This is a genomic window from Streptomyces milbemycinicus (assembly GCF_002154605.1).
GTDB classification, from domain to species: Bacteria; Actinomycetota; Actinomycetes; order Streptomycetales; family Streptomycetaceae; genus Streptomyces; species Streptomyces milbemycinicus.
In genome coordinates this window covers 554-11,648 of sequence record NZ_MUNE01000234.1, presented here as the reverse complement: position 1 = coordinate 11,648, position 11,095 = coordinate 554, and the positions used below count along the sequence as shown (strand labels likewise).

Genomic DNA, 11,095 nt, shown 5'->3' with positions numbered 1-11,095 from the left:
AGCGTCAGCGTCAGCGTCAGCGTCAGCGTCAGCGTCAGCGTCAGCGTCAGCGTCAGCGTCAGCGTCAGCGTCAGCGTCAGCGTCAGCGTCAGCGTCAGCGTCAGCGTCAGCGTCAGCGTCAGCGTCAGCGTCAGCGTCAGCGTCAGCGTCAGCGTCAGCGTCAGGCATAACGTCATGAAGTCTGTTCGGGTTACGGTCAGTTGTATGGAACTTCGTCTCGCCACCTGCCGTTCTGGTCAGTTGAAGGCGTGCGGGGCTGTCCGGACCGCAGCTGCACGCCTTGACCACCCGTTTGTGGCGGCGCCGCCCGGACAGCGGGTGCGTCCGGCCCTGGTCACTTGCCTTCGGCGACCGGGCGCGGCTGGTCGTCCCGGGCTAGCGCACGAACCTCACCATGGAGCAGCCGGGCTGGCTGTTCGCCACCACGCCTGTCCGTCCCCGGCGCCCGGCTGTACGCCGCGACGAACCCCGACTCGCCCCAGCACTGGCTCAAGACCGGGTACGTCGACCGCGCCGCCGAACTGAATCTCAGGGCGTGGCACTTCAAGCTGTCCGACAACCCGTCGTTGTCGCCCGAGTACGTCGCCGACCTCGCCGCCGAGTACGTCGGCCTGTGGCGCCGCCGCATGATCGATGGGGCGTGGGTCGTCGCCGAGGGCGCCATCTAAGACATGTGGGACGAGGGGCGGCACGTAGTCGACCAGCAGCCGGACATGCGCCGGTACTGGCTTGGGTGCGACTACAGCACCACGAACCCGTTCTCGGCGATCCTGCTCGGCGAGGGCACCGACGACCGGCTATACGTCGCCGCCGAGTGGCGGCACGACTCCCGCGCCACGCACCGCAGCATGACCGACGCCCAGTACAGCGCCGCCGTCCGGAAGTGGCTCGACGACCTCGGCACGTCCCCGAGTGGACGTTCATAGACCCGAGCGCGACGTCGTTCTCAACGCAGCTGTGGCAGGACGGACACCCCAGCCCCGCCCGCGCCTCGAACGAAGTCGCCGACGGCATCCGCAGCGTGTCGAGCCTGCTCGCCGCTGGCCGCCTGCTCGTACACCAGTCGTGCGAGGGACTGCTGACCGAACTGCCGGGTTACAGCTGGGACCCGAAAGCCACCGCGCGGGGTGAGGACGCCCCGTTGAAGGTGGACGACCACAGCGCCGACGCACTGCGGTACGTCGCGCACTCGACGGCGCATGAGTGGCGCCACCTGCTCACCGCGCCGCAGGAAGCCTCGGCTGCATGACGATCACAGCTGCACCAGGCTCAGGAAACCACTCCCAGCCGGGCCGGTTGTACCCCCGTGAGCCATGTCTCCAAGGGTTTCGCTCTATTTCTGAACGGAAGGTGTCCCGAAGGTCAGCGAACCCACATTTCCAGCCTGAACTACCGGGCCATGCTGCACGCCCCCGCTGATCGTGTTGCGGACATCCATGGCCTGTTGATCACTCCCATCAGGTACCAATTCACCCAGAAGTGCCCGCATTTCGGACGCAGCAGCCGGGTTAGCCACCAAAGTGCGCCGCAATCGCGTACGCCACTCCGCCTCGACATCCAAGGCGGTCTGCTCGTCGCTGGCCCCTATCGCCGCCGCCAGTTCTCCGCGCGAGGTCTCTAACTCTCCCTCGATCACACCTTCCTCACCACCGCCACGACGTGAGAAGAACAAGACGATGCGATCACGAGCTTGCGCCCAAGAGTCCGCTGCCATCTGCTGAACGAATGCCGTAGCGCCTGCGGCAGCGAGTGCCGTCAACTCCGCTTCCATCAAATCCCCTTTGCAACAGGTGAAGCGGCCACCGTATCCCCTGACGCTCGACGAACCGAGTGCCGACATCTTGTGGTACGCCGTGCACTCCACTCGCCCGAGTGGCGGGCACCCGCTCACCAGTACAACCGGGAACGCGGGACCTTGATCGTCTTTCCTGCGTCCCACCTTCTGATGATCCATGTGGCCCGTGCCCAACCGATTGCATTGCCGACGCCTAGCAGCAACGCAGCTACCGCGCACATCTGTTGACGCCCAGGCAACACCCATCCATGCATCTGCTCCCATACGACCGCAGCGCCTCCGAGTAGCAGGAATGGGACCGCGATACGTCGGCGCCAGCGAGTAACAGTCACGTACTGACTGGCCCGACGCTGACCCTCCGCAGCTTGGGAAGCCTCGGCGTCCACGATTCTCTGCTGTCGCTGCTCCCAACGACGCTGCGTTTCTTGCGACTCCGGACTGACGGGGGCTCCACCGAACACTACGTCGCCGTGGATAGCTCCCGCCTGCACGACATTCCCCCCAACGTGGCCACTCAACTCATTGCGCGTGCCCGGCTGTTCGCTCATGAGCGGAAGATACGCCAGGCGTTCGAATGATCACCATCGGAGGAACCATGCCCCTGCCGGAGACCGGCGCCCCGCGGCCGCCGCCCGCATCGGCCCCGTACTACGCCGAGATGCGCCTCGACGACGCGTGGTACAGCGGCGACCGGCGTCGCCTCGCGCGCATCTACGGCACCCACCCGCGCCCGGCGGAACGCCGCCGGCTGTAGGGGCGACGCGTCGAGCAGCGCCCCGGACGGCCCGAGAACCGGCTACACGTTCCCCTCGCGGGCGACATGGCGTCGACCTCGGCCGACCTGTTGTTCGCCGACATGCCGACGATCAAGGTCGACGACAAGGCGACGCAAGACCGACTTGAGCAGCTGCTCGACGAGGGCCGCGTACAGCAGACCCTCTTGTCGGGCGCCGAGCAGGCCGCCGCTCTGTCTGACGTGTTCCTCCGTGTGACGTGGGACCGCGACCGGCCCCTGTTGACCGTGTGCCAGCCTGACGGAGCGATCCCCGAGTTTCGGTTCAACATGCTGCGCGCCGTGTCGTTCTGGCGTGAACTGCCCGGCTCGACCGAGGGGACCGTGTGGCGCCACATCGAGCGGCACGAGTCCGTCCGCATCGTGCACGCCCTGTACCAAGGCACCCGCGACAACATCGGCCGCGCCGTCCCGCTCACCGAGCACACCGAGCACACCGAGACGGCCGACCTAGTCGACTCCCTCGGCGACGACGGCGTCAGCATCGCGACCGGCATCCGCGACCTCACGGCCGCGTACGTCCCCAACATGCTGCCCAAACGACTGCACCGTGGGAGCCCGATCGGGCGCAGCGACTACGCGGGCGTACACGACCTGTTCGACGCCCTCGACACCACGTGGACGTCATGGATGCGCGACATTCGGCTCGCCCGCGCGAGGCTGATCGTTCCCGACGGTTACCTACGCGACCACGGGCCCGGACACTGCGCATCGTTCGACGACGACCGCGAGGTCTGGCACTCCCTCAAGATGCCGCCGAACGAGGGCAGCGGATCACGCTGAACCAGTTCGAAATCAGGGTCGAGGAGCACCGCGCCGCAGGCCGCCGGCTACAGCCCGCAGTCTTTCGGCCTCGACGGCGACGAAGCAGCGATCACCGCGACCGAGGTCGAAAGCAAAGACCAGCGGAGCATGGTCACCCGGAAGAAGAAAGCCGGGTACGCCCGGCACCCCCTCGCCGACATGCTGCAAATCGACGCCGCACAGTTCGGCAGCAGGAACACGCCCACGCGCCCGCGCGTGGAGTTCGGCGATGGCGTGGCCGAGTCCGAGCAGACGACGGCGACCACGCTCGACCTGCTCAACCGCGCCGGGGCCGTGCCGACCGTGACGAAGGTGAAGATCCTACGTCCTGAGTGGGACGACACCGCCGTGAAGGCGGAGGCCGACGCGATCCTCGCCGAGACCGGAGCCGGCGCACCCGACCCGATGCAGAGCCTCTACGGCTAGGTCGCACCACCGCCCCCGAACAGTGAGAGAAAGATCCGTTCGGCCCGCGCTCTGGTCGCGGGGTCAGGGTGCGAGAGGGCGACCGCGAGCAAGACAGTCAACACCCCGAAGAATGGAACCAAGACGGCGTACGCCTGGACTTCAATTCCCATACAGAGGACCCTATCGAAGCCTCGCGGCAAGAAAGTCCGCCTAACCCCGTATTTGACTCTTAAAACTTGACTGACCTGCGGGTTCGTCGTTAAGTTTTACGCGTCAATTCCATACTGCTAGCGGATTAATTGCAGGTCAGACGGGGGTCACATAAGGCAGAATTAGGGCCCCACAAAAGGGGTGTGATTTGAGTCACGCCAGAAAGTCGCCCGGGCGAGATTTCCTAAATATCCGAATTGCGGGGGGAATCCTTGCCGATCCATCCGGGCACGTCGAACCCCTCGCCGACCGCAGCCGCGACCTGTACGCCGAGGCCGAAGCCCGCCTGTTGGGCATCATCGCCCGGCAACTCGCTGCCAGCCTCGACGCGCCCGGATGGGTCGAGCGCCGAGTTCGGGACGGCACTGCGGCGCGAAGACGGCTCTATCGCCCTGGGCATCTACAACGGCAGCACGGTCGACGACCCGCAGAAAATCCGCATCAAGGACGCGGGGGGCCGCGAACTGTTCGCCGAGGACGTGAAGGGCGGAGGACTCGCGCGCCCGTACCTGCCCCTGCCGCGGCGTGCCCGAGTCCCTGCCGTGGGTCGCCGGCGCCCTCGCCGTCGCCGGCGGCCTCGCCCGCGTCATGGCGCTGCCGACTGTCGAGCAGCTGCTTGACCGGTTCGGCCTCGGCCTCGGCGACGACAACGGCAGTAGCGCGTGACCCAGCCGTCCCCGCCCGAGCCGTCCGTCGCCGTCGAGCTGGAGAAGCTACGCGGCACCATGGCCGAGGGTTTCGCCCGCGTCGACGGATCGCTCGCCCTGCTCGTACAGCGCGGCGTCCAGACCGACCGCGCCCTGGCCGACCTCGACGACCGTGTCGACTCACTCGAACGCGGACGGTGGCCCCTGCCGTCCGTGGCCGCCCTGGTCGGCGCCCTCGGCCTCATCCTGTCCGCATGGCAGCTCGCTGCCCGATGACACAGCAACGCCCCCCCCACACGGCCACACGGCCGTGTGGGGGCGTTTCTTCGGCTTAGCAGCTATGCAGCGACCAGCTCGCGGGCCCGCTCGTTGAAGTCCGCGACAAGCCGATGCCGTCCGAAGGGCTGCATGCGCTTCTGTAGATCCTGCACGGCCTCGACGCACCGCGACGACTTCACCTGTCGCGAGAGCTTCAACGTCCGAACGCCAGCCGTGTACGCAGCTTCAAGGTCACGCCGTTGCAGGTGCGAGACGGCAAGCGCCGCATGTGACATCGCACCGCGCCGGGCCCGCTTCTGCATGTTGGCGTGACGGATGGACCGGCGAGCGTGTTCCTCAGCGGCGCCCGCGTCCCCCAGGTCCCGGAAGGTGTTCGCATGCTCGCCATGCAGGTACGCAGGGTCAATGAACGCGGCCCAGTCTGGTTCGTCCGCGAGGTTTACCCGCTCATACGCCTTTTCGGATTGGACGACAGCATGAGCAGTTGCCGACTTCTCGCCGAGCAATGCGAGCGCCCGGGCCTCAAGGCACCACAGGTCAGCCAGGCACGCCGGCGATGCGGTCCTCGACAACCCTTGACGGCCGGCCTGTGCCAGACGCCGGCCCTCGGCCGGATCGCCGAGAAGCGTCGCTTGATCAGCCATCCCTGCGAGCACATGCGCTCCGAGCGCCGGGTTCCGCGACTCCTCGGCGAGACGAAGGGACTGGATCAAGTACCTCTGAGCGATGCTGTGTTCGCCATTGTCGTAGGCCATCCACCCAAGCAGGTAAGTCTGTTCCGCCGCAGCCTCGCACAGCGCGCGCCGCACGCCGTCGCTGTGGGCGCGGCGCAACAGTGGGTACACGTGGTGGTTCATATAGTCGGCCAAAACCAGCCGGCCCGACCCACCACCCTGGAAGATGTCCATGCGCTGAAACGTCGTGAACATGTTCTTCACTGCGGTCACGTCCTCAAGACGCACCCGCGGGCCCGGCTCGGGTTCTTGATCAAGCGTGCTCAGCAGCCAGTCCCGTGAGGGACCCACACCGGCGACGGCCGCAAACGGTGCGGCGGCAAGGAACTTTCGTCGGTCCACGTCAGCTCTCCCCAAGTCCGCTACGACTTCCACCGTAGCCGCGTAAGAGGAGTTGTACACGAGCGCAGCATCAGCGTTGCCGCTGTCACCGAGCCCGAGATCATACGTCGTGACCCGAAATCCAAAATGGTCCGAGAACACGCCGGCGAGAATGTCCGGCAGCGGGGCCCGCGGCGTCTCACCATTGAGCCAGCACCGAACACGCGTCGTATCCGGCGAAATGTGCGGCTGGTTCCACTGAAGCGCCTTGGATTTCACGCGCCGCGCCAACTCTCCGCGGCTCATCCCCGACCGGCCTAACCACTGCACAAGCTTGTCGTTCGGCGCCTTCATCCTCAGCCCCTTCTGCGACGGCGGGTAGCGAAATCAACACCCTTCGACACCCCTCACGACGGTACCCCGGTTCCCGTCCCGCGTGTTGCCTAGTCGGAAGGAACAACCGGTCCGCGCCCCGGACCGACCTAGTCCGCCCGTAAGGGGAGACGCATGATCGAACGACGGCGGGACACCATTCCCGCCTGCTGCGCCCCTCCCGGCGGTCCCCCGCCGGTCCTGTTACTGCCCGGAGAGCCCAAATCAGCCAGCGCGGCTCGCGCGTTCGTGCGCGCGTTCGTCCGATACCACGTGCCGAACGCATCCGAGGACTACGCCGAAACGGTCGTCCTGGTGACGTGCGAGCTGGTCACCAACTCGATCCGGTACGGCACGGAACCCGGTGACTCGCTGCGAGTCACGCTCGACGCCGACGACACCCGCACACGAGTGGAGGTACAAGACCCTGTGAGACGCCATCCCCGTCCTCGCCCCGAGTCACAGAAACGCGACCGCGGGCGCGGCCTGATCATCCTTGACACCCTGTGCGACGCATGGGGCGTCCGCGACGCTCCGTTCGGCAAGGCCGTGTGGGCAGAGGTGAAGGCATCGTGACCGTGCCCGAGGTGAAGGCGCCCGGCCCCGGTTTCACCGCCGGTATCCGCCTCGCGACCGGCATTCACCGCACCGAGGCGTTCACCGTTGCTCAACTGCTTGCCTACAACGTGCCGCCGCGCCTCGCACATGAGAGCGTCGAGCGCATCGGCGAGGGCATGCGTGCATTCGCCGACGCGCTTCACCTCGGCCCGCACGACGGACCTCCGCCGTACATCAGTCACCGCATCCGCATACGGCACGGTCTGCCATGGCTCGACTACGGCGACGCCCCCTACCGGCTGTGCGTGCCCGCCGCGCCCTCGTGGGTGCGCCTGGTCGCCGCCGGCGGGCCCGTCCGCATCTGCGTTCTGTTCGACCCCCTCGCGGCCGATGCCGGACAGGCAGAGACCGACACGCACGTACGCGCCTGCTTCACCCGCGGGTCGATGCGGTGGGGGACGACGTACCACGTCTGACCAGACACCGAAACGGGTCGCCCCGGAGTGAGATAGACCCCGGGCCGACCCGCCGGGATCGAGCGTATAAGGCACCACTCAACACCACAGAAGGTATGAGCCATGCCACCACCGGCCCCCGGCCACCCCGTGACCGCCGCCGTGCTGATCACCAATGCGATCGGCATACGCGACCGATAGCACGCCGAGACTCCCCCCGCGCTGGTGAGGCCCCACCAGATCCCCTAGGGCAGGCCCGAGCGCGGGCGGGCGCCCCCGGGCCGGGGCGACGAGGCAGAAACGGCGCCGCCCCAGTCCAGGCACAGCAGCAACACGCAGGCGACCGGAACCCGAAAGGTCGCATCCATCACCGCACCCATCGAAAGGGAACGCGAATGCCAGAATTAACCGTGCCCGGCATCCAGTCCATCGAGCTGGAGATCACTGGCACCTGCCAACTCCGTTGCGACCACTGCTGCACCGGCAGCAGCCCGCAGGCACCGGCCGGAGAGATGACCCGCGACGACTGGTCGGGCGTCATCGCGGACGTGGCCGAGGTGGGCATCCCCACCGTGCAGTTCATCGGTGGTGAGCCGACCCTCTCGCCGCACCTGCCGCAGTTCATCGACGAAGCCCTCGCTCTCGGCCTTGAGGTCGAGGTGTACTCGAACCTCACTCACGTACGGCCGTCGCTGTGGAACGCCTTCAGCCGCAAGGGCGTATGCCTCGCCACGTCCTACTACAGCGACGACAGGGCACAACACGAGCAGATCACCCGCACCCGCGGGAGCCTCGACCGCACCCGGGCCAACATCACCGAGGCCGTCCGCCGCGGCATCCCCATGCGCGCCGGCATCGTCGAAGTGATCGAGGGGCAGCGCGTCGAGCAGGCGAAAGCGGAGCTGCTTCGGCTCGGCATCAACAAAATCAAGATCGACCGCATGCGCAAGGTCGGACGCGCGGCCGAGCAGGGCGCGGGCACACCGACCGTCGGCGAGCTGTGCGGACACTGCTTCCGGCACAGCGCCTCCGTCTCCCCCGACGGGTCCGTATCCGGATGCATCCTCAGCCGCTTCATGATCGCTGGGAACGTCCGCGAACAGCGCCTCGCCGAGATCCTGCGCAGCAACCGATGGGCCGAGATGATTGCAGCCGTGCCCGAGCCGCGCGCCGGCGCCTGCACACCGGACGATTCGAACGACTGCGACCCCGCCCGTACACCTGCCTGTGCCCCAAAGCACTACGCGCCAGCCCCAACCCCCTCTCTTGGAGTCCACGCGTGAACTGGCCCCACCACGCCGCCGCCCTGGCAGGCGCCGCAACACACCAGCGCTCCCGATGGGCGCCAGCCGTCGCCGCCACACCGCGGCACCTGTTCATCCCGCGATGGTGGGGGCGCGGTTCCGACGGCTGGGAACTGCTCGACGGGCCCGCAGACCTGGACCGCTGGCTTGAATCGGCGTACCGCGACACGTCGCTCGTGACCCGTGTCGGACCCCTGCATGCAGATCAAGCCACCCCGAGCGACCGGCCGCACGGCCGGCCGACCTCCTCGGCAACCCTGCCGAGCCTGGTGGTGCGCATGTTCCAGCACGCCCGCATGGATGACGGCGACTACCTGCTCGACGTGGGCACGGGAAGCGGGTACGGGGCCGCCGTCGCCGCCCGGCGCCTCAGCGACGAGCAGGTGACGAGCGTCGATGTTGACCCCTACCTCGTCGAGGCCGCGCGCTCGCGTCTCGCCGAGGCAGGCGTCGGCCCCACCGTCGAGGCCGTCGACGCGACGGGGGAGCTTCCATTCACCGCGTCGACGTTCGACCGGATCGTCGCCACGGTCGCCGTGCGCGCGGTTCCCGCGAGTTGGCTCACCGTGCTACGCCCCGGGGGCCGACTCGTCACCACCCTCGCCGGCACCTCTCTGCTCATCACCGCGGAGAAGAACCGGGACGGGAGCGCTTCGGGGCGCGTCGAGTGGGACCGGGCAGGGTTCATGCACGCCCGGGCCGGCGATGACTACCCGCCCGGTGTCGGCGATGTGCTCGCCAAGGCCGCGGAGCAGGACGGCGACGAGGTAGCGCTCGGCCCTTATCCGATCGTCGACGTGGCGAACGCGTGGGACCTCGATTCGATGCTGAGCCTCAAGGCCCCCGATATCGAGCATTCGTATGAGGACGACGGCGAGCGACGCGTCGCACTCATGGCGCACGAGGATGGTTCGTGGGCCCGCGCAACAGCGGTCGGCGACGATCGGCCGACCGTGCACCAGGGCGGGCCGCGACGCCTGTGGGACCTGGTCGACGAGTGCCGTACCTACTGGCTCACGCAGGGTGAGCTTCCCGTGCGTGGTGCCGAGGTGTACATCAAGCCGGACGGAACGACAATCCTCGCCCGGGGTAAGTGGCACGCGAAACTGAGTTGATCATGCATATGGCGCGGCCTCGGTACTTCCAAGCGGAGTACCGGGGACGCGCCGCACAGCCGACCCAAGCACGCGGGCCCCGTCCGCTCTCGCTCCCCAGCGAGTGCGAACAGGGCCCTTTGCTATGCCCGGACGGCCGCCCCCAACCTGCTTTCGCAGGTCAGGGGCTCGGCACCTGTTGCGGGTGTTTCACCGCAACAGGTGCCCAGCTGTCCGGGCACTCGTGCCGTCCGCCGCACCCCCGTCCCCACGGGGCTGATGACGGGATGTCCCCGCCCGGGCCGCTCTCCCGGGCCTGGGGCGCTCAGCGCCCCAGCATTCCCGCCACGGACGACGCCTGTGTGACGACGGCCTCCCAGCCGCCGAACACGATGGCCAGGAGAGCGGCCAGAGGCAGCGCCATAGCCGCCGCGACCAAGGGGTGGCGCCTGTCGGACCGCTGGTCGCCGAACACCTCCGCCGCGCGGTGCCCGCGCGCTCGGGTGGCCGTCACTCCAGCCGGATCCGCCATCGCCTCTCTCCTGTCACATCTGGGGCGGCGAGCGTCTGACCTCGGGGGACGAGTGCTGCGCCCGCCGCTTGACCTCAACATTAGGCGCGGCGACCGGGGACGGCGTCATGCCTTCGTATCGATGCCGGGCCTCCCGGAGGATGACGTCCTGCGCGGGCGACTACTCCCCTGGGTGGAGACCCGACGTCAGGACTTGGGGTCTTCCCTGAGGGGACCCTCCTCGCGCTCCCCGTCGTCGATCCGCGGCACCGGCTGCTCGACCAGCGCCAGCACCCTGGTGGCCATGAAGCGGGCGGTGCGCACCACCGAACCGCTCCGGGTGACTTCGCTCACTTCCACCACGCCTCGGCGCACCGCGGTCTCCACCCTGCGGCCCGCCCGGCTCGCCACCACTTCATAGGTACGCGTCGTGTCGCCGGCGTCCACGACTATCTCCACACGATCACCCTTCACGGGCTCAATCCCCCTTCTGCGACGGTCCCTTGAGATCTCGCATCGCGGATCGGAGCGCGGATTGCCGCGATTCCGCCCCACTTCTCCAAGGATTCCACCCGCCACTGACAATCCATCTGCCGACGCATGCGCGGCCTCTGCGCGCGGCGGGCCGTCAATCCGTAAGCTGTGCACGTCAGACGGCGGCAGCGGATGGGGCCTCCCCGCGAGGGGTACTGGGAAGGGGCCTACCACCGGAGGTAGGGGACGGACATGGCGATGATGCGGCTCCGGCGCGAGGACCCGCGTGTCGTCGGCTCCTTCCGGCTTCACCGGCGGCTCGGCGCGGGCGGCATG

Annotated in this window: 16 protein-coding genes and 1 pseudogene; 12 read left to right on the top strand and 5 right to left on the bottom strand. The window is 67.9% G+C overall.

All coding sequences use genetic code 11. From position 1 onward, the window contains the following. Window positions 1-338 precede the first annotated feature (338 nt). From CCN51_RS57595 to CCN51_RS57585, 3 genes are read left to right on the top strand one after another with little or no spacing between them, the layout of a single operon-like run. Complete coding sequence (locus CCN51_RS57595) at window positions 339-668, top strand: putative phage terminase (protein WP_014175029.1); 330 nt, start codon at window positions 339-341, stop codon at window positions 666-668. Window positions 669-671: 3 nt separating this feature from the next. Next, window positions 672-926 (top strand): hypothetical protein, encoded by a 255-nt coding sequence (locus CCN51_RS57590; protein WP_238545328.1) that lies wholly within the window; start codon window positions 672-674, stop codon window positions 924-926. Beyond that, complete coding sequence (locus CCN51_RS57585; RefSeq protein WP_238545329.1) at window positions 884-1,249, top strand: hypothetical protein; 366 nt, start codon at window positions 884-886, stop codon at window positions 1,247-1,249. The genes CCN51_RS57590 and CCN51_RS57585 overlap by 43 nt, the downstream gene beginning before the upstream one ends. 84 nt (window positions 1,250-1,333) lie before the next feature. Here the strand turns inward: CCN51_RS57585 and CCN51_RS19885 are convergent, their stop codons facing one another. Continuing rightward, entirely contained in the window at window positions 1,334-1,771 is a 438-nt protein-coding gene (locus CCN51_RS19885) for a hypothetical protein (protein ID WP_078610372.1), read from the bottom strand. A 619-nt stretch (window positions 1,772-2,390) separates the two neighbouring features. Between CCN51_RS19885 and CCN51_RS57580 the strand changes: the two genes are divergently transcribed. The 3 genes and pseudogenes from CCN51_RS57580 (at window position 2,391) to CCN51_RS57570 (ending at window position 3,818) form a co-directional block, all read left to right on the top strand. After that, on the top strand, window positions 2,391-2,549 hold the full coding sequence (locus CCN51_RS57580; RefSeq protein ID WP_238545330.1) for a hypothetical protein: 159 nt from the start codon (window positions 2,391-2,393) through the stop codon (window positions 2,547-2,549). A 27-nt stretch (window positions 2,550-2,576) separates the two neighbouring features. Continuing rightward, window positions 2,577-3,371, top strand: a pseudogene (locus CCN51_RS57575) (phage portal protein); the annotation flags it as partial. A 129-nt stretch (window positions 3,372-3,500) separates the two neighbouring features. Further along, window positions 3,501-3,818, top strand: coding sequence for a hypothetical protein (locus CCN51_RS57570; protein ID WP_014175032.1), 318 nt, complete (start codon window positions 3,501-3,503; stop codon window positions 3,816-3,818). A gap of 376 nt (window positions 3,819-4,194) precedes the next feature. Here the strand turns inward: CCN51_RS57570 and CCN51_RS54395 are convergent, their stop codons facing one another. Next, a complete protein-coding gene (locus CCN51_RS54395) occupies window positions 4,195-4,410 on the bottom strand; it encodes a hypothetical protein (protein ID WP_143675850.1) in 216 nt (71 codons plus the stop codon). Between the two features lie 125 nt (window positions 4,411-4,535). Here CCN51_RS54395 and CCN51_RS55010 point away from each other — a divergent pair, with 125 nt between their 5' ends. Next, window positions 4,536-4,676 carry a hypothetical protein gene (locus CCN51_RS55010; protein ID WP_014175034.1) on the top strand — a complete coding sequence of 47 codons (141 nt, stop codon included), beginning with the start codon at window positions 4,536-4,538 and terminating at the stop codon, window positions 4,674-4,676. Continuing rightward, window positions 4,673-4,933 carry a hypothetical protein gene (locus CCN51_RS19865; protein ID WP_014175035.1) on the top strand — a complete coding sequence of 87 codons (261 nt, stop codon included), beginning with the start codon at window positions 4,673-4,675 and terminating at the stop codon, window positions 4,931-4,933. Before CCN51_RS55010 ends, CCN51_RS19865 begins: the two co-directional genes overlap by 4 nt. 62 nt (window positions 4,934-4,995) lie before the next feature. Here the strand turns inward: CCN51_RS19865 and CCN51_RS19860 are convergent, their stop codons facing one another. Then, the gene (locus CCN51_RS19860; RefSeq protein ID WP_014175036.1) at window positions 4,996-6,345 is read right to left on the bottom strand and encodes an NsdA family TPR-like regulatory protein; all 1,350 of its coding nucleotides are present in this window, start codon (window positions 6,343-6,345) and stop codon (window positions 4,996-4,998) included. A 153-nt stretch (window positions 6,346-6,498) separates the two neighbouring features. On the opposite strand from CCN51_RS19860, the gene CCN51_RS19855 reads away from it, so the two are divergent. The 4 genes from CCN51_RS19855 to CCN51_RS19840 all read left to right on the top strand — a co-directional run bounded on the left by CCN51_RS19855 (window position 6,499) and on the right by CCN51_RS19840 (window position 9,795). Further along, complete coding sequence (locus tag CCN51_RS19855; protein WP_014175037.1) at window positions 6,499-6,939, top strand: ATP-binding protein; 441 nt, start codon at window positions 6,499-6,501, stop codon at window positions 6,937-6,939. Next, entirely contained in the window at window positions 6,936-7,397 is a 462-nt protein-coding gene (locus CCN51_RS19850; RefSeq protein ID WP_014175038.1) for a hypothetical protein, read from the top strand. The genes CCN51_RS19855 and CCN51_RS19850 overlap by 4 nt, the downstream gene beginning before the upstream one ends. A gap of 374 nt (window positions 7,398-7,771) precedes the next feature. Beyond that, complete coding sequence (locus CCN51_RS19845; protein WP_043486426.1) at window positions 7,772-8,659, top strand: radical SAM/SPASM domain-containing protein; 888 nt, start codon at window positions 7,772-7,774, stop codon at window positions 8,657-8,659. Then, window positions 8,656-9,795 (top strand): methyltransferase domain-containing protein, encoded by a 1,140-nt coding sequence (locus CCN51_RS19840; protein WP_014175040.1) that lies wholly within the window; start codon window positions 8,656-8,658, stop codon window positions 9,793-9,795. Before CCN51_RS19845 ends, CCN51_RS19840 begins: the two co-directional genes overlap by 4 nt. Window positions 9,796-10,099: 304 nt before the next feature. On the opposite strand, the gene CCN51_RS19835 is transcribed toward CCN51_RS19840, so the two are convergent. Together CCN51_RS19835 and CCN51_RS19830 are read right to left on the bottom strand one after the other, a co-directional pair. Beyond that, complete coding sequence (locus CCN51_RS19835; RefSeq protein ID WP_014175041.1) at window positions 10,100-10,306, bottom strand: hypothetical protein; 207 nt, start codon at window positions 10,304-10,306, stop codon at window positions 10,100-10,102. Window positions 10,307-10,492: 186 nt separating this feature from the next. Continuing rightward, complete coding sequence (locus tag CCN51_RS19830; RefSeq protein ID WP_043486429.1) at window positions 10,493-10,759, bottom strand: hypothetical protein; 267 nt, start codon at window positions 10,757-10,759, stop codon at window positions 10,493-10,495. Between the last annotated feature and the right edge of the window lie 336 nt (window positions 10,760-11,095).

Bases quoted from the DNA above. Each gene is read 5' to 3' on its own strand.
- CCN51_RS19885 (WP_078610372.1), bottom strand. From the start codon at position 1,771: ATGGAAGCGGAGTTGACGGCACTCGCTGCCGCAGGCGCTACGGCATTC.
- CCN51_RS57590 (WP_238545328.1), top strand. From the start codon at position 672: ATGTGGGACGAGGGGCGGCACGTAGTCGACCAGCAGCCGGACATGCGC.
- CCN51_RS19835 (WP_014175041.1), bottom strand. From the start codon at position 10,306: ATGGCGGATCCGGCTGGAGTGACGGCCACCCGAGCGCGCGGGCACCGC.
- CCN51_RS57580 (WP_238545330.1), top strand. From the start codon at position 2,391: ATGCCCCTGCCGGAGACCGGCGCCCCGCGGCCGCCGCCCGCATCGGCC.
- CCN51_RS19855 (WP_014175037.1), top strand. From the start codon at position 6,499: ATGATCGAACGACGGCGGGACACCATTCCCGCCTGCTGCGCCCCTCCC.
- CCN51_RS19860 (WP_014175036.1), bottom strand. From the start codon at position 6,345: ATGAAGGCGCCGAACGACAAGCTTGTGCAGTGGTTAGGCCGGTCGGGG.
- CCN51_RS57570 (WP_014175032.1), top strand. From the start codon at position 3,501: ATGGTCACCCGGAAGAAGAAAGCCGGGTACGCCCGGCACCCCCTCGCC.
- CCN51_RS54395 (WP_143675850.1), bottom strand. From the start codon at position 4,410: ATGCCCAGGGCGATAGAGCCGTCTTCGCGCCGCAGTGCCGTCCCGAAC.
- CCN51_RS19845 (WP_043486426.1), top strand. From the start codon at position 7,772: ATGCCAGAATTAACCGTGCCCGGCATCCAGTCCATCGAGCTGGAGATC.